General features: G+C 62.7%; 17 protein-coding genes. 13 read left to right on the top strand and 4 right to left on the bottom strand.

What is annotated here, in order from left to right:
- Window positions 1-29 precede the first annotated feature (29 nt).
- The 3 genes from ACYG9Z_RS23270 (at window position 30) to ACYG9Z_RS23260 (ending at window position 5,698) form a co-directional block, all read left to right on the top strand.
- Window positions 30-1,676, top strand: coding sequence for an acyl-CoA synthetase (locus ACYG9Z_RS23270; RefSeq protein WP_023752557.1), 1,647 nt, complete (start codon window positions 30-32; stop codon window positions 1,674-1,676).
- Window positions 1,677-1,920: 244 nt separating this feature from the next.
- Complete coding sequence (locus ACYG9Z_RS23265) at window positions 1,921-2,814, top strand: hypothetical protein (RefSeq protein ID WP_023693888.1); 894 nt, start codon at window positions 1,921-1,923, stop codon at window positions 2,812-2,814.
- Window positions 2,815-3,076: 262 nt separating this feature from the next.
- On the top strand, window positions 3,077-5,698 hold the full coding sequence (locus ACYG9Z_RS23260; RefSeq protein ID WP_023827696.1) for a bifunctional diguanylate cyclase/phosphodiesterase: 2,622 nt from the start codon (window positions 3,077-3,079) through the stop codon (window positions 5,696-5,698).
- A gap of 45 nt (window positions 5,699-5,743) precedes the next feature.
- Here ACYG9Z_RS23260 and ACYG9Z_RS23255 read toward each other — a convergent pair whose 3' ends face one another.
- A complete protein-coding gene (locus tag ACYG9Z_RS23255) occupies window positions 5,744-7,366 on the bottom strand; it encodes an ABC-F family ATP-binding cassette domain-containing protein (RefSeq protein WP_023752556.1) in 1,623 nt (540 codons plus the stop codon).
- Window positions 7,367-7,594: 228 nt separating this feature from the next.
- Here ACYG9Z_RS23255 and ACYG9Z_RS23250 point away from each other — a divergent pair, with 228 nt between their 5' ends.
- Entirely contained in the window at window positions 7,595-7,909 is a 315-nt protein-coding gene (locus ACYG9Z_RS23250; RefSeq protein WP_023670330.1) for an EthD family reductase, read from the top strand.
- 51 nt (window positions 7,910-7,960) lie between these two features.
- On the opposite strand, the gene ACYG9Z_RS23245 is transcribed toward ACYG9Z_RS23250, so the two are convergent.
- A complete protein-coding gene (locus tag ACYG9Z_RS23245) occupies window positions 7,961-8,704 on the bottom strand; it encodes a 2OG-Fe(II) oxygenase (RefSeq protein WP_023752555.1) in 744 nt (247 codons plus the stop codon).
- 65 nt (window positions 8,705-8,769) lie between these two features.
- Here ACYG9Z_RS23245 and ACYG9Z_RS23240 point away from each other — a divergent pair, with 65 nt between their 5' ends.
- Window positions 8,770-9,228, top strand: coding sequence for a hypothetical protein (locus ACYG9Z_RS23240; RefSeq protein WP_050586866.1), 459 nt, complete (start codon window positions 8,770-8,772; stop codon window positions 9,226-9,228).
- 46 nt (window positions 9,229-9,274) lie between these two features.
- Here ACYG9Z_RS23240 and ACYG9Z_RS23235 read toward each other — a convergent pair whose 3' ends face one another.
- Window positions 9,275-9,814 (bottom strand): carboxymuconolactone decarboxylase family protein, encoded by a 540-nt coding sequence (locus ACYG9Z_RS23235; RefSeq protein ID WP_023684792.1) that lies wholly within the window; start codon window positions 9,812-9,814, stop codon window positions 9,275-9,277.
- Window positions 9,815-9,858: 44 nt separating this feature from the next.
- On the bottom strand, window positions 9,859-10,281 hold the full coding sequence (locus ACYG9Z_RS23230; RefSeq protein ID WP_023752554.1) for an OsmC family protein: 423 nt from the start codon (window positions 10,279-10,281) through the stop codon (window positions 9,859-9,861).
- A gap of 200 nt (window positions 10,282-10,481) precedes the next feature.
- Here ACYG9Z_RS23230 and ACYG9Z_RS23225 point away from each other — a divergent pair, with 200 nt between their 5' ends.
- The 8 genes from ACYG9Z_RS23225 (at window position 10,482) to ACYG9Z_RS23190 (ending at window position 17,564) form a co-directional block, all read left to right on the top strand.
- Window positions 10,482-11,207 (top strand): 3-keto-5-aminohexanoate cleavage protein, encoded by a 726-nt coding sequence (locus tag ACYG9Z_RS23225; RefSeq protein ID WP_460222851.1) that lies wholly within the window; start codon window positions 10,482-10,484, stop codon window positions 11,205-11,207.
- Window positions 11,208-11,378: 171 nt separating this feature from the next.
- A complete protein-coding gene (locus ACYG9Z_RS23220; protein WP_084566327.1) occupies window positions 11,379-12,422 on the top strand; it encodes an acyltransferase family protein in 1,044 nt (347 codons plus the stop codon).
- 318 nt (window positions 12,423-12,740) lie between these two features.
- Window positions 12,741-13,250: an Lrp/AsnC family transcriptional regulator gene (locus ACYG9Z_RS23215; RefSeq protein WP_023670324.1), complete on the top strand. Its 510-nt coding sequence runs from the start codon at window positions 12,741-12,743 to the stop codon at window positions 13,248-13,250.
- Window positions 13,247-14,410 (top strand): saccharopine dehydrogenase family protein, encoded by a 1,164-nt coding sequence (locus tag ACYG9Z_RS23210; RefSeq protein ID WP_023715111.1) that lies wholly within the window; start codon window positions 13,247-13,249, stop codon window positions 14,408-14,410. The genes ACYG9Z_RS23215 and ACYG9Z_RS23210 overlap by 4 nt, the downstream gene beginning before the upstream one ends.
- Window positions 14,411-14,518: 108 nt before the next feature.
- On the top strand, window positions 14,519-15,307 hold the full coding sequence (locus tag ACYG9Z_RS23205) for an ABC transporter substrate-binding protein (protein WP_023684789.1): 789 nt from the start codon (window positions 14,519-14,521) through the stop codon (window positions 15,305-15,307).
- 108 nt (window positions 15,308-15,415) lie between these two features.
- The gene (locus ACYG9Z_RS23200) at window positions 15,416-16,093 is read left to right on the top strand and encodes an amino acid ABC transporter permease (RefSeq protein ID WP_023695534.1); all 678 of its coding nucleotides are present in this window, start codon (window positions 15,416-15,418) and stop codon (window positions 16,091-16,093) included.
- Window positions 16,090-16,764, top strand: coding sequence for an amino acid ABC transporter permease (locus tag ACYG9Z_RS23195; protein WP_023684787.1), 675 nt, complete (start codon window positions 16,090-16,092; stop codon window positions 16,762-16,764). Before ACYG9Z_RS23200 ends, ACYG9Z_RS23195 begins: the two co-directional genes overlap by 4 nt.
- Before the next feature lie 26 nt (window positions 16,765-16,790).
- Window positions 16,791-17,564 (top strand): amino acid ABC transporter ATP-binding protein, encoded by a 774-nt coding sequence (locus ACYG9Z_RS23190; protein ID WP_460222850.1) that lies wholly within the window; start codon window positions 16,791-16,793, stop codon window positions 17,562-17,564.
- Window positions 17,565-17,648: the final 84 nt, after the last annotated feature.

The raw sequence follows: 17,648 nt of genomic DNA, 5'->3' as shown, positions 1-17,648 counted from the left end.
GAGATGGGCGCCGCTTAGGGAGGACCGCGATGAGCAAAATGCCGCGCTATGAGGATGCCGGTCAGCGCTTTCGCATCGAAGATGAGATCGCCCGGTTGTATGGCAACCCTGGAACCGGCATCAATGCCTATGTCGATTGCTGCGGCCGCTACACCGGAGAAGACCGGCTGGCGCTGCGCGCGATCTCGGCCGGCGGCGAGCTTCGCGAATTCAGCTTCGGCGATCTCGCCGACATGTCCGGGCGCGCCGCCAATGTGCTCAAGGCCGCCGGCGTCGGTGCCGGCGATGTCGTCGCCGGCATGCTGCCGCGCGTCCCCGAACTGGTGGCGCTGATCCTCGGGACGTGGCGCATCGGCGCGGTCTACCAGCCGCTGTTCACCGCCTTCGGTCCGAAAGCCATCGAGCACCGCCTCGGCTATAGCGGCGCCAGGATCGTGGTGACCAACCCGGCCAATCGCGGCAAGCTCGACGAGGTCGAGACATCAGCGCAAATCGCCACCATTCTTGGTCCGGACGAGGCGCTACCGGAACGCGACATGGATTTTCGCGCCGCGCTTGCCGCCGCCTCGCCCGACTGCGGACCAGTGATGCGCAAGGGCGACGACCTGTTCATGATGATGTCGACCTCCGGCACGACAGGCCTGCCCAAGGGCGTGCCGGTGCCGCTCCGCGCCCTGCTGGCCTTCGGCGCCTATATGCGCGATGCGGTCGGGCTGCGCGGCGACGATATCTTCTGGAATATCGCCGACCCCGGCTGGGCCTACGGCCTCTATTACGCCATCACCGGGCCCTTGCAGCTCGGCATCGCCACCACCTTCTATGAAGGCGCCTTCAACGCCAAAAGCACCTATGACATCATCGAGCGGCTCGGCGTCACCAGCCTTGCCGGGTCGCCCACCGCCTATCGGCTGCTGATGGCGGAAGGGCCCGAGGCGGCCGCCGGTGTAAAAGGCAGGCTGCGTGTGGTGAGCAGCGCCGGCGAACCACTCAACCCGGAAGTGATCCGCTGGTTCGACGCCCATCTCGCCGCCCCCATCCACGATCATTACGGCCAGACCGAGAACGGCATGATGGTCAACAACCATCATGGGCTCTCGCACGTCGTGCGCGTGGGCTCGGCCGGCTTCGCAATGCCCGGATATCGCATGGTGGTATTGGACGAGGCCGGCAACGAGCTCGGCCCCAACCAGCCCGGCATCCTCGCCGTCGACATCGCGAAGTCGCCGCTGCGCTGGTTCGACGGCTATCACCAAGCCGAGACGCCAGCGGTCACGGGCGGCTACTACCGCACCGGCGACACGGTGGAGTACGAGCCGGACGGTTCGGTCTCCTTCATCGGCCGCGCCGACGATGTCATCACTTCGGCCGGCTATCGCATCGGCCCGTTCGACGTCGAAAGCGCGCTGATCGAGCATCCGGCGGTCAACGAGGCGGCTGTCGTCGGCGTGCCCGATCCGCAGCGCACCGAGATCGTCAAGGCCTTCGTCGTTCTGGCGCCGGCTTACAAGGGCAATTCGGAGCTCGCCGAAGAGCTGGCCCAGCACGTCAAGAAACGGCTGTCGGCGCACGCCTACCCGCGCGAGGTCGAGTTCATCACGGAACTGCCGAAGACCCCAAGCGGCAAGATCCAGCGCTTCCTGCTGAGGAAGGCGGAGGTGGAGAAGCGCAAGGCGTGATTAGGCGCCAATCTCCCCCCTCGAGGGGGAGATGTCGCCGAAGGCGACAGAGGGGGTCGTTGCGCGTGAAGCGCTAACGTCGTCTCGCGCTGCAAAAGGAGTCAGCGCTTCACGCGCGGCGACCCCCTCTGGCCTGCCGGCCATCTCCCCCTCATGTGGGGAGATCTGCAGCTCCAACGGCGTCTTTTTTCAGCCCAATGTTGTCATGTATCCTTGGAATCGAACGTAGAGCAGGGTTTATATCATGCGGTGGGTCTGGACGTTTCTGTTTGCACTGGTGAGCAGCGTGGCTTTCGCGGCCTCGCCGGAGGACGACTATGTGGCCGCGCGTGACAAGGCGATTGCTGATATCGCAGCGCTGAACAGTGCGAACGCGGCAATCGAGACCATCGACGCTGAGAACGAGAAGGCGCTGGCCGACCTCCAGCAGCGTCTTGCCGGCATTATCGGGCCGCTGGCGGTCAAGGACTTTCCGCCAACCGGCACAATCAATATCGAAAGCCTCAGCGACTCCGATATCGGCTATGGCATGCTCGATGGGCTGCGATACACCAAGGGCGACGACGGCCCCAGCCTAGTGGCAACGACGCGAGGGCTGCTGGAGCGCTGGCTCCAGTCCAGAACCGCCGAGACCGACGAAAGTTTCAAACTGCCCGCCGGCATCGATGAGGCGCTTAAGCTGGATGCCTTCTATACCCAGGCGATCAACAGCGACGCCGCCTTCGAGGGAACGCTCGACTTTCCATTGAAGAAACCCGAAGGCGCCGACATCGCCTTCGCACGGCTCGGCGGCTGGACGCAGGACGTCGGGCCGATCTATGAGCAGGAAGTCATCGTTACGCTCGTCAAAGGCAACAGCGTGAGAATTATCGCAGCGCCGGCAGCCCCTGCCGTTCCGAAGATCGCCGCCTGCGACGCCGTGTGGGCTGCTGCGGACGCCGCCGCGCAGAAATTCCAGGAGGCCTACCAGGCATCGGACCTGAAGGACGAAAAAGCGTTCGAGTCCTCCAACGCCGCCTGGGACAAGGGCGACAGCGACTACCGGGCCTGCATGGCGCAGCGCCTGCCGGCTGACCCGGCTTTCCCGGCGCTGCTCGCCCAGGCGCAGGCGCTGGCCGATCAAATGGCTGGGAAGTAAGCCTCCCGCAAGGGCCCGCGCGGCAAGATCAGGCGGCTTGTTGCAATCTGAGGCGAATATGACTTCGCCGCTGGGTTGCAGAACGCTGCAACCTGGCGTCCTACTTTCGGACACTCATTCAGATTTCGGCTGGACCCTGGCAGCCAAAAGCTTACCGTTTGTTCTCGGATTCGTCTCGAAGCTCAAACTTAAGCTTTAGCTACTATGGTCGACCGAAGGACTACTGTCCTGGAAAGGTCTTCGGATCGAGTTGGCAGGTGCAATGCTCAATTCCGGCCGGTTGAAACGGGCCGTTTTTTCTTCCGCCAACTTGCCGGCGGCGATTGCCTTTGTCGTGCTTCTCGTCTGCGCCCTGGTTGCCGACCAGAGGAACAGAGAGGTCTCCGATCAGCTGGCGCGCGCCGACGTCCTGGCCAAGGTCAACATCATACGCGCCAAGCTCGAAGGCAACATAGGCGGCAATCTCCAGCTGGTTCAGGGTCTCGTTTCGACAATCGTTACCGAGCCTTATATGGGCCAGCAAAGATTTGCGGCACTCGCCCGTAATCTGTTCGAGCAAAAATCGCAGTTGCGCGATATTGCCGGCGCCCCCGACCTCGTCATCGCGCTGATGTATCCGCTGGAAGGCAATGAAAAAGCCATCGGGCTGGACTACCGCAAGAGCGATACGCAACGCATGGCCGCGCTTCGCGCCCGTGACCAGCGCGCGCTGGTGCTCGCCGGGCCGGTCAAACTGGCGCAAGGCGGACGTGGCTTCATCGGCCGTATCCCGGTCTTCGTGCCGACGGCGGGTGGCGGCGACCGTTTCTGGGGTATCGTCTCGGCCGTGATCGATGTCGATCGGCTCTACGCTGCCAGCGGACTGACCGACCCTGATCTGGATATCGATGTGGCGCTTATCGGCAAGGATGCGCTCGGCGGCGGCGGGGAACTGTTCTTCGGCGGCGATAATGTCGTGTCCGGCAATCCGGTGATGGCAGAGGTGCAATTGCCTTCAGGCTCCTGGCAAATTTCAGCCATACCGAAGGGCGGCTGGCCGACCGCTCCGAAAAATGAGTGGCTGTTGCGTCTGCTCATGGCGCTTGCCGGCGCGCTGGTGGTGCTGCCGATCCTCGTGGCAGGACGTCTTTTCGGTGAGCGGCAGAAAAGTGACGCCGAGTTGAGGCGCCTGTCCCGGCGGCTGGAGCTGGCGTTGGAAGCCTCTGCTATAGGCGTGTGGGAGCACGATACCGTCAGCAACGAACTCGTATGGGACGACCGCATCAACGAAATCTATGGCAAACCCGGCGGCGGCAAGACCCGTAGCTATGACGACTGGGCGCTGGCGATCCATCCCCAAGACTTCGAACGGGCTAAAGCAGATTTCGATTCGGCTGTTGCAACACAAGGCCCCTACTCTTCGCAGTATCGGCTCCTGCGGCCGGACGGCACCATTCGCCATGTGCGCACCCGCGCCAGTTTCTTCCGGGACATCGACGGCACGCCAAAAATGATCGGCGCCGAATGGGATGTGACAGGCGACGTGCTGCTCAACGAGAATCTCGTGCGTGAACGTCGCCTTTCAGAATCGAAAAATGCCGAACTGAACCTGGCCAAAGCCCGCATCGAGCATGTCGCGATGCATGATTCGCTGACCGGTCTGCCCAACCGTCGGTATCTGGACGAGATGCTTGCCGAAAACCGCGAAGCCGACGGCCGTGCGGCGTTGCTGCATCTCGACCTTGACCGGTTCAAGCAGATCAACGACACGCTCGGCCATGCAGCGGGCGATGCATTGCTGGTGCATGCTTCGAAAGTCATCAAGGCCAGCGTCGGCAGTGCCGATTTCGTTGCGCGCATCGGCGGCGACGAGTTTGTCGTGCTGAGCCATGGACGCGACGACAAGGAACTCGCCGCGCTGGCCGACCACATTATCGATGCGATGCGCCAGCCGGTCGACTATCTGGGTCACCAGTGCCGGTTCGGCGTCAGCATCGGCATTGCGGCCAATAGCGGCGTCGATGCAAGGCAGTTGCTTGTCAATGCCGATCTGGCGCTGTACCGGGCGAAAGGCCGCGGCCGCAACCGCTACGAGTTTTTCAACGAAGAGCTGCAGAGCGAGATCGTGCGGACCAAGCAGACCGCCGACGAGATTCTGGGCGGGCTCGAGCGGAACGAATTCATCGTCTACTATCAGCCGCAGTTCGACGCCAAGACGCTGGAGATCGTCGGCGTCGAGGCGCTGTCGCGTTGGGATCACCCGCAACGCGGCATGCTGACCCCCGACGCCTACATCAAGGTGGCTGAAGAACTCAATGTCGTGGCGCTTATCGACCGCACCGTCCTGGAGCAGGCGCTCGATAATTTTGAGCGTTGGTCGCGCAGCCACCTCAACATCCCGCGCGTCTCGGTCAACGTTTCCGCCAGGCGCCTGGAAGACAGGGATCTGATCAAGGGTTTGCGCAAGCTTCCCATCAAGGAAGGGACCGTGTCGTTCGAACTGGTGGAGTCGATTTTCCTCGACGAAAACGACGAGCTGGTCAGCTGGAACATCGAACACATCAAGGGGCTCGGCATCGACGTCGAGATCGACGATTTCGGCACCGGGCATGCCTCGATCGTCTCGCTGTTGAAGTTGCGGCCCCGTCGCCTCAAGATCGACCGCCAGCTGGTCACCCCCATCACCAGCTCAACCGCACAGCGGCAGCTTGTGTCGTCCATCATCGACATCGGCAAGTCGCTCGGGATCGAAGTGATCGCCGAGGGCGTCGAGACGATGGAGCACGCGCGCATCCTGAAAGAGCTTGGCTGCGACATCTTGCAAGGCTTCCTGTTCGGCTACCCGATGGACGCCAAAGCCTTCAAGGCCTTCGCGCAGTCGCGCAAATGGCTGGCGGCGAGCTGACAAATCCTGGCTTTGCTCGACGCAAATGCGGACGCAGGACCTGCGTCAGGTCCGCAGCCCCGGCGCCTCGTGCCCGGTCCTCTCCACATATTCGGTATAGCCGCCGCCATAGGTGTGGATGCCTTCGGGCGTCAGTTCCAGCACGCGGTTGGAGAGTGCGGCCAGGAAATGGCGGTCGTGCGAGACGAACAGCATGGTGCCTTCGTACTGCGACAGCGCCGTGATCAGCATCTCCTTGGTCGCGATGTCGAGGTGGTTGGTCGGCTCGTCGAGCACCAGAAGATTGGGCGGATCGAACAGCATCAACGCCATCACCAGGCGCGCCTTTTCGCCGCCCGACAGCACCCGGCATTTCTTCTCGATCTCGTCGCCGGAAAAGCCGAAGCAGCCGGCGAGTGCCCTGAGCGGCGCCTGGCCGGCTTGCGGAAACGCGTCCTCCAGCGTCTGGAACACGGTGCGTTCGCCCTCCAGCACCTCCATGGCGTGCTGGGCGAAATAGCCCATTTTCACGCTCGGCCCCCGCGCGACCGTGCCGGTGTCGGGATCGGAAGCGCCTGCCACCAGCTTCAGCAGCGTTGACTTGCCGGCGCCGTTGACGCCCATGATGCACCAGCGCTCGCGGCGGCGGACCTGGAAATCCAGCCCCTCATAGATCGAGCGACTGCCATATCCCTTGTGGACGTTCTTCAGCGTAACGACATCCTCGCCGCAGCGCGGCGCCGGCTGAAAATCGAAATTCACGATCTGACGGCGCTTGGGCGGCTCGACACGATCGATCTTGTCGAGCTTCTTCACCCGGCTCTGCACCTGGGCGGCGTGTGACGCCCGCGCCTTGAAGCGCTCGATAAAAGCGATCTCCTTGGCCAGCATGGCCTGCTGGCGCTCGAACTGCGCCTGCTGCTGCTTGTCGGCGAGCGCCCGCTGCTGCTGGTAGAATTCGTAATTGCCGGAATAGGCGGTGAGCGACCCGGCGTCGATCTCGACCACCTTGTTGACGATGCGGTTCATGAACTCGCGGTCGTGCGAGGTCATCAGCAGCGCGCCCTCATAACCCTTCAGGAACTGCTCCAGCCAGATCAGGCTTTCGAGATCGAGATGGTTGGACGGCTCGTCGAGCAGCATGACGTCGGGCCGCATTAACAGGATGCGGGCCAGCGCCACGCGCATCTTCCAGCCGCCGGACAGTTTGCCGACATCGCCGTCCATCATTTTCTGGGAAAAGCCGAGGCCGTCGAGCACTTCGCGGGCGCGGCCATCGAGCGCATAGCCGTCGAGCTCCTCGAAACGATGCTGCGCCTCGCCGTACTTCTCGATGATCTCGTCCATCCGGTCGGCCTGCTCGGGATCGGCCATGGCCGCCTCGAGTTCGGCCATTTCGGCCGCCACGTCGCTGACCGGCCCGGCGCCGTTCATCACTTCGGCCACAGCACTGCGGCCGGCCATGTCGCCGACATCCTGGCTGAAATAGCCGATGGTGACGCCGCGATCGACCTGCACCTGGCCTTCGTCGGGCTGTTCCTGGCCGGTGATCATGCGAAACAGCGTCGTCTTGCCGGCGCCGTTCGGCCCGACAAGGCCGACCTTCTCGCCCTTCTGTAGCGAGGCCGAGGCCTCGATGAAGACAAGCTGGCGGCCGTTCTGCTTGCTGATGCTTTCAAGACGGATCATGAGGCGGTCCGGGGGAGTTGGTGCAAAGTTGAGGGATTTGCCCGGGGCCATACGCGAATGAGCGCAAGGAGGAAAGAGGCAGAAGCGCCACAGATGGTGGCGAGGACCCCGTCATCGCGCCCGAAAACAAAAAACCAGCGATTGTCGAAAACCGCCCTCGCGGAACGACATTGGCACGGCGGCCTGCATGGCCCCCAAACAGCGACACCAACAGGCAGGAATATGACGATGGCCAAGATGCTCGTGATCTACAAAACCCCGGCTGATCCGGAGGCGTTCGACCGGCACTATTTCGAGGTTCATGTGCCGCTGGCCAAGAAGCTTCCCGGCCTGCGGCGCTACGATATCAGCAGGCGGCCCATCATCAAGCGCTCGGCGGGCGAGATTCCGTATCTGGTCGGGACACTCTATTTCGACAGCCTCGCCGATATGCAGAGCGCATTTGCCACCGAAATCGGCATTGCCTGCGCCGCTGACCGGCGCATACTCGCCCCAGGAGACGATGACTTGACGATGCTGCTGTTCGACGTCGACGAAGTGTGAATCTTAGCCGTCTCGGAGTGGAACGAAGGAGCCGCGCCGAAGCGGACGACGTTACTTCGCGTCGTGGAAGATGATCCCCACCGTATGCCGCCGTCCCGAGTGCAGGCGGCTGACGCCGTGCCGGAGATTGACGCGGTAGTGCCCTTTCGTACCTAGCACCGGGCGATTGTGGACAGCAAAGATCACTGCATCGCCCCGGGTCAGCGGCACCACTTCGGCACGGCTTTGCATGCGCGGGCGCTGTTCGGTCAGGACGAATTCGCCGCCGGTGAAATCCTCGCCGGGCTGCGACAACAGGATCGCCACCTGCAGGGGAAAAGCGAGATCGCCATAGAGGTCCTGATGGAGGCAGTTGAAGTCGCCGGGGCCATATTGCAGGAGAAGCGGCGTCGGCCGCGTTTGGCCGCCTTCGTGGCAAAGCTGGAGGAAGGCGGCGTGGTCATCGGGATAGCGCCGTGCCACGCCCATGCGTTCGTTCCAGTCGTTGGCGACGCTGGCCAGCCTGGGATAGAGCGCGGTGCGCAGGCCACCGACCAGATCCGGCAGCGGATAGCGGAAATAGCGGTACTCGCCCTTGCCGAAGCCATGGCGGGCCATCACCACATGGCTGCGGAAATGGTCCTCATGCGGATAGAGACCGGCGATCTCGGTGCACTCCTCGGGTGAAAGCAGCGCCGGCATGACGGTGCTGCCGTGGCTGTTCAGTTCGCCGATCAGAGCACTCCAGTCCTGCGCTGCGACGCGCGCTTCGGCCGAATGGGCTGCGCGTTTGGTGCTTATCGAATGGATGGTCATGGATGCCTCCTTTGCTTGCGGTCAAAGTGGGGCGAACGAGGCGCCTGGGCCACCCGATTCCTGCGATGAACATTGTCATCTGCTGCCGGCAGCGATTAACTGTGTACATGCATCTTTCGATCGAACCGCTAAATGGCGTCAAAGGGCTTCCTCTCGGATCGTCTAAGGCGACTGTCAGATCCTTCTTTTCAGGAGAGCTCAAGGTCTTCCGGCGGAGCCCAACCAGCGTTCCGGCCGACTATTGGCCGGACCTTGGAGTATTCGCCTATTACAAGGCCGATGGCGCACTCGAAGCGCTAGAATTCACCTCGCCTGCGATCTTGGAACTGGGTGGCGCGTCGCTGTTTCCGATTTCCATGGAGGTTGCGCTGAGGTTCTTAAGACAAACCGACCCCAATGTGAAGGTCGAGATCGATAGCGCGATTTCGAATGCTCTCGGCATCAGCATCTGGACAGCCATAGGAAAAGAAGCGGACTCCCAGGTGGAAACACTTTTGCTGTTTGGAGCCGGCTACTACGGCTGATCCTTCCGGGCGATATCCACTGCAGATCGACTGCGTATCGATCGCATCAGACCGGATCGGCACCCTTGCGGCGATACGCCTCCAACTCAGGGTCCAGATCGACCCTCACCGCGTTTGTGAACAGGCAGGTCGCCACCATGATGCCGGCGAAGGCGACGAGGTTGACCAGCAGCGTGTCGTCATAGCGAGCCTTCAGCGCTGCCCAGATGTCGTTCGGAATGACATTGGCATCGGCGGCGACTGCCTTGCCAAATTCGATCAGCAACGCCTCGTCGGAGGTTGGCTGGATTGCCTCGGGATCAAGGCCACCATCGATCAGCGCGCGGCGGAAGAAGGTAAGCGGTATCTCGGCGCGGCATCTCTCGGAGATCGCCAGCGACAACAGCCAGACAGCGCGGTCGTCGAGTGCGGGCTTGAGCAGATCGCGCAGGGTGAACCATTCGGCATAGATGCGGTGGGCCGCCGGTGAATGCAGCAGGATGCGCTTCATGTTGGTCATGCGTCCGCGCAGGCCAAGCTCCCTGTCGTGCTCGGCGCGGATGTCATGCGATGCCGAGGCGTAGTCGATCGGCGGGATCATGGCCATGGGACGGTCCTTGGTTGGTGGCAGCGAGGCATTCTGCGAAGCCCTCACGCAAGCGTCGTATGCAATTGCGGCGCGGCGCGCAGCGTGTTGGACACCGTGCAGATCGCTTCGGCGTCCTCGACGATCCGCTGCTTGGTCGCAGCGTCGAGATCGCCTGAGATGTCGAGCCTGATGTTGAGCCTTTCGACGCGCGACGGCTCGTCCTTGGCCTTCTCGCCGCTGACCTCGGCGCGCACCTCGCCAAGCGCGGCGGCAACCCCGAGGCGGGAGGCGGCGATGCGCGCGCTCAGCACCATGCAGGCGGCGAGCGAGGCGTAGAGCAGGTCGAGCGGATTGAAGCCCGGCGCGCTGACACCGGTGACGACATCGACTGCACCGCCGGTCGGAGTGGTGATGGAAGGCAAGCCGCCGGGCTGCAGCGTCGCCGTCGCGCCGGTGACACGGGTCCTGACCTTCAACTCAGCCATCGCAAATCCTTCTGGCCGGCAGTCCGGCAAAGGGGTAAGGATCGCCCGTGGCGTGTCCTGTCCCGCTATATGGTATGTCCTGGGCCGATACCGCAACCTCCGCAGAAGCGGCACCCTGTCAGCAATCTTCACCACGCCCGTTCCCTCTCCGCCCTGCCCTGCGGTAGGCTCGCGCGATCCGCAACAGGATCGCGAGAGCCATGATCGTCCAGGCCTGCATCAATGGCGCGCGCGCCGCCGATTTTCACCCCACCCTGCCGCTCGACCCCGACACCATGGCGCGCGACGGGGCGGCTTCGATTGCCGTGGGCGCAGCTGAGCTGCATGTCCATGCCCGCGGCGCGGACTGCCGCGAGAGCCTTGCGCCGGAAGCGATGGACCCGACGATCGCAGCGCTGCGCCGCGCCTGCCCCGGCACGCTGATCGGCGTCTCCACCGGCGCCTGGATCGAGAATGACGATACAAGCACGCTGGTCGCCATCGCCGGCTGGCGCGAATTGCCGGACTATGCCTCGGTCAATCTCAGCGAGGCGGCGGCTCCGATCGTCATGGAGAGCCTGCGCCAGCGCGGCATCGGCATCGAGGCGGGTCTGGCGTCGGTCGCCGACGCCGAGCGGCTGGTCGGCCTCGACCATGGCGGGCGCGTGCTGCGCGTGCTGATCGAGATTTCCGAGCAGACGCTAGACGAGGCTTTTGCGGTCGCCGGCGGCATCGAACAGGTCCTGGAGCGCGCCGGCATTCGCCGTGCCATCCTGCTGCATGGCGAGAACGCGACGGTGTGGCCGTTCGTGCGCCGTGCGGCGGATCGCAACTGGTCGACGCGCGTCGGGCTGGAGGATGGGAAGCATCTGCCGGATGGCACGGTTGCGGCCGGCAATGCCGCGCTGACTGCGGCAGCGGTGGCGATCTTCCAGGCCGGGCGATAGCGCATACAAGCAGCGCGCCAAGGCATCGCCGAGACGATGGCGATCGCAAGGCCCGGGCCGCGAAAGTCGGTGGAAGCTATTCAAATTTTATGTATTAATTAAACCGGCAGTTAATAGTCGCATCAACGGTCTCATCTATGTTAATATTCTCCCGCATCGGGGACTTTTTTAATGAACGTCATTCCGGGTAATGATCACGCTGCGCCGCGTCGGATCCAACAATATACATCGATACAGACCCTGCGGGGGCTAGCAGCCCTTATGGTTGTTATCTATCATCTTCCGGCCGCACTAGGCGTGCTCGATTTGCCTATTCCCATTCTAAACAGCGGCGTCGACCTGTTTTTCGTCATCAGCGGTTTCGTCATGGTTCTCTCGACGGAGAACAGACATCGCGACCACCGTGCTTTTTTGATGCAGCGGTTCACGCGCGTCGTTCCGTTCTATTGGGTCATGACCTTCCTCATGGTCGCCGCACTTTGGCTGTTTGCCGGTCGTGGAGTGTCCTTTGAGCAGATTGCCAACAGCCTGCTTTTCGTGCCCTATCTCGATACGGCCACAGGCTATGTCCAGCCAGTGCTTGGCGTGGGTTGGACGCTCAATCTGGAAATCCTGTTTTACATTCTGTTCGCGGCGACTATGGGTTTTGGTGCGCTGACGCAAATGGCCACCATTGGCGTTGTCTTTGCAATCGCCGTAGCCGCACGCATTATCCTCAAACCCGCCGCCGACACTGTGCTGTTTTTCTATACCACGCCAATCCTGTTTGAGTTCCTTGCCGGCATGGCTGTCGGCCATCTGGTCGGCAGACTGGTGCGTTTGCCCGCTTTCCTGGGTGCCTCGGCTGTCGGGTTCGCTATTGTGTCCACACTGGTGATGGTACTTGGCTTCAACTTGCCGCGAACCCTTGCTCAAGGTATCCCGGCGCTGATCCTTGTCGCGGGTTGCATCAGCCTGGAGAGCTACTTCCGACTTTTTGCTCCTCGCGTGCTGGCAAGGCTGGGAGATGCTTCCTACTCTCTCTATCTGACCCATCCTATCGTGCTGCTCGCGATCGCTCCTGTCGTTGCAACCGCCAATGTGTCACCATGGCTTGCAAGCATAGCTATTGTCACCGCCTGCATCGCCGTGTCCCTGGCGAGTTATAGTTTTATTGAAAGGCCGCTTTTGGCCATGTCGCGAATGAGCCTCTCCGCTTATCAGGTTAAGGCGTGAGTTGCGGCTACGCCGCAACTCGGTCGGCCTGCTGTGCGGGTGCGTTGCTCACTACGACCTACCGTCGCGTTCAAGCGACCACGGCGGCGGCAAGATCGTCTTCGAACTCCGTCGCCTAGTGCTGTCGCGCACATCCTCGACTGCCCAAAATGCGCAGCGGTTTTGGGACGACATGCATCCTGTCTTGCCTGAACGCACACGGGAACTGACACAGAGGGATGACATAGCTCTTGCTGCTGCTAAAAATTCCTCATAAGGTATTTTTCATATCCGAAAGAAAATCCCATCGTTTCTTTCCCTTTATGAAAGCCTTGCCTTTTGCGTGAGCATCTCGATCAAACCGATCGACGGCTGGTAAAGCTGTTGTCGCAGGACGCCCAGCCCGGCATCAACCGGCTCGCCGAGACGATGGCGATCTCGGTGCCGACGGTGCGCTCAAGGTTGCGCAATCTGCTCGACCGCAACCTCTTGAAGATCGTCGGGCTGCTCAATCTGACCGAACGCCCCGAGCTGATCTCTGCCATTGTCGGCATCAATGCGCAGGGACGTGGCCGCGCCCGGGAACTGGCGCAGCGCATTGCCGAACTGCCTTTCGTCAACTCGGCCTCGGTGGTTACCGGGCGCTTCGACATCATTGTCGATGTCACCGTGGCCGGCGATGTCGCCGACCTCTACCGCATCACCAGCGAGCTGATCCCCGGCGCCGGCATTCCCGGCGAAGTCGTGCGCAGCGAAACCTTCGTCGTCATGGCTTCATGCAACAAATGGGTCAGCCTTCCCGAAGGCTGCTGGTCGGAAGAAACACCGTCGCGCAAGGAGCCGGCATGAGAATAGCTGTTCTCGGCGGCCTCGGCCTGCAGGGACGGGCGGCCATCGCCGATCTCGTCGCCAGCGCCGGCGTCGAGGAAGTCGTCTGCGTCGATACGTCGGCCGACGGCCCTGCCCGGCTTGCCGGCCTGACCGACCTTTCCCGCGTGCGTTTCGTCATGCCCGAGGGCGCGATCGGTCCGGCGCTTGCCACCGTGCTGGCGGATGTCGACGCCGCCATCGATCTGCTGCCGCAACCATTGATGCGTGAGGCGGTGCAGGCCGCGATCGCAACGCGCACACCGCTGGTCACTACCAATTACGGCAAGGCGATTGCCGACCTGGCGCCGGAGGCTGAACAGGCCGGCGTTTCGATCATGACCGAATGCGGGCTCGACCCCGGCATCGACCTCGTGCTCTACGCGCGCGCCGCAAAGCAGTTCTCTACGATTTCCTCGATCGATTCCTATTGCGGCGGCATCCCCGAACCGAAGGCGATGGCCAAGCCGCTCTGCTACAAGGTGAGCTGGAATTTCGACATGGTTCTGGTCAGCCAGAATCGCGACAGCGTGATGATCGAGCATGGCAAGCGCGTCGAAGTGCCGGCCGGCCGACAGCACGACAATGCCTTCATCCACGAGATCGAGGTCGCGGGCCTCGGCCGGCTGGAAGCTTTCCCCAATGGCGACGCTCTGCACTATGTCGAGATGCTGGCAGCCGCCAAGGGATTGCAACGCTCGGGCCGCTATACGCTGCGCTGGCCGGGATGGTCGGCGTTCTGGGCGCCGCTGAAGGAACTCGGTTTCCTCTCCGAAGACAAGGTGCCCGGCACCGGCGCCAGCCCACGCGAATTTCTCGGCCGTCTGCTCGGCCCGCAACTGCAATATGGCGCCGACGAGAAGGACCTTTGCGTGATGCGCAATGTCTTTTCCGGTCTCGAAGGCGGCCGCGCCAAAACGGTGACGTCGGACCTGATCATCGAACGCGACCTGGCATCAGGCCTGTTCGGCATGAGCCTTGGCGTCGGCTATCCCGCCAGCATCGTGGCGCAGATGCTGGCGCGGCGCGAGATCGCCACACCAGGGCTTTTGAACCCGCTGCTGCATGTGCCGGACGAACCCTTCTTCGACGAGCTGGCCAGGCGTGGCATCAAGGTTGCCGAGACGGTGGCCTGGGACTGAGGATGTTCGAACGGTGGCTGCCGCCGGCAAACGGTGCCGCCGCTCAAAAAACACCCAAAAGGGTGGAATAACAAAGTGGAACAACAACGATAACAGGAGGAATGCCAAATGAAGATTGCCAAGCTTTTCATCGCCGGACTTGCGCTTGCGGGCCTGACCGCTGCTGCCAGTGCCGGAACGCTCGACGAGATCACCAAGCGCGGCGAACTGCGCGTCGCGGTACAGACGCAAGGACCTCCCTTCTCGCTGGTCGGCGCGGCCGGCGAGCGCACCGGCAGTTCGGTCGAACTCGCCGAACTGATGGCCAAGGAAATGGGCGTCAAGATCACCTTCCTCGACTATGATTGGGACGGGCTGATCCCGGCGCTGCTTTCGGGCAAGGCCGACCTGCTCGTCGCCGACATGACGCCGACGCTGGCGCGCGGCATGAAGGTCGCCTTCACCACACCTTACATGTATACCGGCAGCACCGTCTTCACCAAGGCCGACAGCAAGTTCAAGACAACCGAGGACTGCAAGGCCAAGGGCACCAAGATCGCCGTGCTGTTGGGCGCCACCGGCGAAAAGGAAGCCAAGAACGCCTTCCCGGATGCCGACATCAAGAGCTACAAGGGCGGCGGCCCGCTGCTGCTCGACGCGGTCAACAACGGCCAGGCCGATTGCGGCGTCAACGACGTCTCGGCGGTCAAGGGTCAGTCGACAGCCTATCCCGCCGGCACCTTCACCATCATGCCGGACCTGTTGTCGAAGGAGCCGCTTGCCTTCGCCACCCGCTACGACGAGCCGGACCTGTTGATCTGGATGAACCTGTTCCTCAACCAGGTCAGCATCGACGGACGCCTGCAGAAGAACCTCGACTACTGGGTCAATTCCGACGCCTGGAAGAAGGATCACTAAGCAGAGGTAAGCAGGGAGTAGTGAGTAGGAAGTAGTGAATGGTGAATGGCCATTCCGCACGCCCTTCACTACTCACTACTCACTACTGCCCATTCACCATTCACCGCCATGCTCGAAAATTTCAGCTTCCGCACCATCGTCGAATATCTGCCGCTGTTCGGGCAGGGCCTGATCACGACCGTTTGGCTGTCGGCGCTGTCCTTTGCCGGCGCGCTGGCGGTCGGCATCGTGCTCGCCGCCATGAACCTGCAGCGCGGCCAGCTGTTTCGCGTGCTGGCCAAGGGCTATATCGATGCCGTGCGCGCCACGCCGTTGCTGGCGCAGCTCTACTTCCTCTATTTCGGCCTGCCGCGTCTCGGCTTCGTCCTGCCCGAGCTCGTCGTCGGCATCATCGCTTTGTCGCTGAACAGCGGCGCCTATGTCGCGGAAATCATCCGCGCCGGCATCCTGTCGATCCCGCGCGGCCAGGTCGAGGCCGGGGTTGCCTCGGGAATGACCTATGTCCAGCGCATGCGCCTGGTCATCCTGCCGCAAGCCTTCAAGGTGACGATCCCGCCGCTGCTCGGCCAGGCGATCGTGCTGGTCAAGGATTCCGCGCTTTTGTCGCTGATCTCGGTTTCCGAACTGACGCGCGCCGGCCAGTTGCTGGCGTCCGACCGCTTCATGCCGGCGGAAGGCTTTCTCACCATCGCCGCTTTCTATCTGCTGCTCTATTACTGCCTCAAAGGACTGGCGGGGCTGTCCAGTCGGTGGCTCGGTCTGCAGCCGGCAAGGAGCAGCACATGATCTGGCAACAGCTGCAAAGCCTGGCCGGCAGCTACCCCCTCGCCTTGCGCGGCCTTGGCATGACCGTGATGCTGTCGGCGATCAGCCTGGTGCTGGGCACGCTGCTTGGCTTCGGCCTCGGCATATTGCGCACCGGCGGCAACCGGCTGATCTCGAGCGTGATCGGCGCCTGGGTCGACCTGATCCGCGGCACGCCGTTCCTGGTGCAGATCTTCCTGATCTTCTTCATCCTGCCGGAATTCGGCATCGAGCTCGATGCCTTCACGGCCGGCATCATCGCGCTCACCAACCTCGCCGCGTGCTTCATCTGCGAGATCGTCGCCGCCGGCATCCGCTCGGTGCCGACCGGCCAGGTCGAGGCAGCGCTGGCGTCCGGCCTGTCGCGCTGGCAGCGCATGCGCCAGGTGGTGCTGCCGCAGGCGATGCGCATCGTGCTGCCGCCGCTGGTCGGGCAATATGTACTGTTGATCAAGGATTCCTCCGTCGTCTCGGCGATCGGGCTGACCGACCTCACCCGCGTCGGCTGGCTTGTGGTGCAGCGTGTGCCCAACGGCCTGCTGGTCTTCTTCCTGGTCGGCGTCGGCTATTTCGTCGTCTGCTATCCGCTGATCATGCTCGCCCGCCGGCTGGAGCGACGCATGGGCGCGGCGCATGGCGAGGTGCAGCTGTGACATCGAACCCCAAAGGGCTGACCGCCATGACCCATCCGAGCCCGACCAAACCAAACCTGACCAAAACGGGCATGATCGACTTTCGCGGCGTCAACAAATGGTTCGGCTCGCTCAATGTGCTGAAGGACATCACGCTCAGCGTCGAGCCGCGCGAAGTGGTCGTCGTCTGCGGCCCAAGTGGTTCGGGCAAGTCGACGCTGATCCGCTGCATCAACGGCCTGGAAGCGATCAAGGATGGCGACCTCGTCGTCGACGGCCAGCGCCTCGGCGACCCCGCCACCAACATGACGCAGCTGCGCACCGAGATCGGCTTCGTCTTCCAGTCGTTCAACCTCTACCCGCACAAGACGGCGCTGGAAAACGTCACGCTGGCGCCGATCCATGTGCGCAAGATCCCCCGCGCCGAGGCCGAGCAGGCCGGGCGCGACTTGCTGGCCAAGGTCGGCCTCGCCGACAAGGTCAACGCCTACCCGTCACAGCTGTCCGGCGGCCAGCAGCAGCGTGTGGCCATCGCGCGCTGCCTCGGCATGCGCCCCAAGATCATGCTGTTTGACGAACCGACCTCGGCGCTCGATCCCGAGATGATTTCCGAAGTGCTCGACGTCATGGTCGCGGTGGCCGAGGAAGGCATGACCATGATGGTGGTAACGCACGAAATGGGCTTTGCCCGCAAGGTGGCGCAGCGCGTGGTGTTCATGGACGCCGGCGCCATCGTCGAAAGCGGCACGCCGGAGGCGTTTTTCTCCGACCCGAAGACCGACCGCAGCCGGGCTTTTCTAAGCAAGATTCTAAGGCATTAGAGTTTAGCCCAAGCCGAAAGGCCGCGGGGCAGGAACTGCCGACGCACAGCGCCAAACAACGAGCCGCCGGTAGAGTGGATCGGC

Source organism: Mesorhizobium sp. RSR380A (assembly GCF_054719385.1).
This window is presented reverse-complemented; position numbering and strand designations above follow the sequence as displayed.

Bases quoted from the DNA above. Each gene is read 5' to 3' on its own strand.
- ACYG9Z_RS23270 (WP_023752557.1), top strand. From the start codon at position 30: ATGAGCAAAATGCCGCGCTATGAGGATGCCGGTCAGCGCTTTCGCATC.
- ACYG9Z_RS23265 (WP_023693888.1), top strand. From the start codon at position 1,921: ATGCGGTGGGTCTGGACGTTTCTGTTTGCACTGGTGAGCAGCGTGGCT.
- ACYG9Z_RS23260 (WP_023827696.1), top strand. From the start codon at position 3,077: ATGCTCAATTCCGGCCGGTTGAAACGGGCCGTTTTTTCTTCCGCCAAC.
- ACYG9Z_RS23255 (WP_023752556.1), bottom strand. From the start codon at position 7,366: ATGATCCGTCTTGAAAGCATCAGCAAGCAGAACGGCCGCCAGCTTGTC.
- ACYG9Z_RS23250 (WP_023670330.1), top strand. From the start codon at position 7,595: ATGGCCAAGATGCTCGTGATCTACAAAACCCCGGCTGATCCGGAGGCG.
- ACYG9Z_RS23245 (WP_023752555.1), bottom strand. From the start codon at position 8,704: ATGACCATCCATTCGATAAGCACCAAACGCGCAGCCCATTCGGCCGAA.
- ACYG9Z_RS23240 (WP_050586866.1), top strand. From the start codon at position 8,770: ATGAACATTGTCATCTGCTGCCGGCAGCGATTAACTGTGTACATGCAT.
- ACYG9Z_RS23235 (WP_023684792.1), bottom strand. From the start codon at position 9,814: ATGGCCATGATCCCGCCGATCGACTACGCCTCGGCATCGCATGACATC.
- ACYG9Z_RS23230 (WP_023752554.1), bottom strand. From the start codon at position 10,281: ATGGCTGAGTTGAAGGTCAGGACCCGTGTCACCGGCGCGACGGCGACG.
- ACYG9Z_RS23225 (WP_460222851.1), top strand. From the start codon at position 10,482: ATGATCGTCCAGGCCTGCATCAATGGCGCGCGCGCCGCCGATTTTCAC.
- ACYG9Z_RS23220 (WP_084566327.1), top strand. From the start codon at position 11,379: ATGAACGTCATTCCGGGTAATGATCACGCTGCGCCGCGTCGGATCCAA.
- ACYG9Z_RS23210 (WP_023715111.1), top strand. From the start codon at position 13,247: ATGAGAATAGCTGTTCTCGGCGGCCTCGGCCTGCAGGGACGGGCGGCC.
- ACYG9Z_RS23205 (WP_023684789.1), top strand. From the start codon at position 14,519: ATGAAGATTGCCAAGCTTTTCATCGCCGGACTTGCGCTTGCGGGCCTG.
- ACYG9Z_RS23200 (WP_023695534.1), top strand. From the start codon at position 15,416: ATGCTCGAAAATTTCAGCTTCCGCACCATCGTCGAATATCTGCCGCTG.
- ACYG9Z_RS23195 (WP_023684787.1), top strand. From the start codon at position 16,090: ATGATCTGGCAACAGCTGCAAAGCCTGGCCGGCAGCTACCCCCTCGCC.
- ACYG9Z_RS23190 (WP_460222850.1), top strand. From the start codon at position 16,791: ATGACCCATCCGAGCCCGACCAAACCAAACCTGACCAAAACGGGCATG.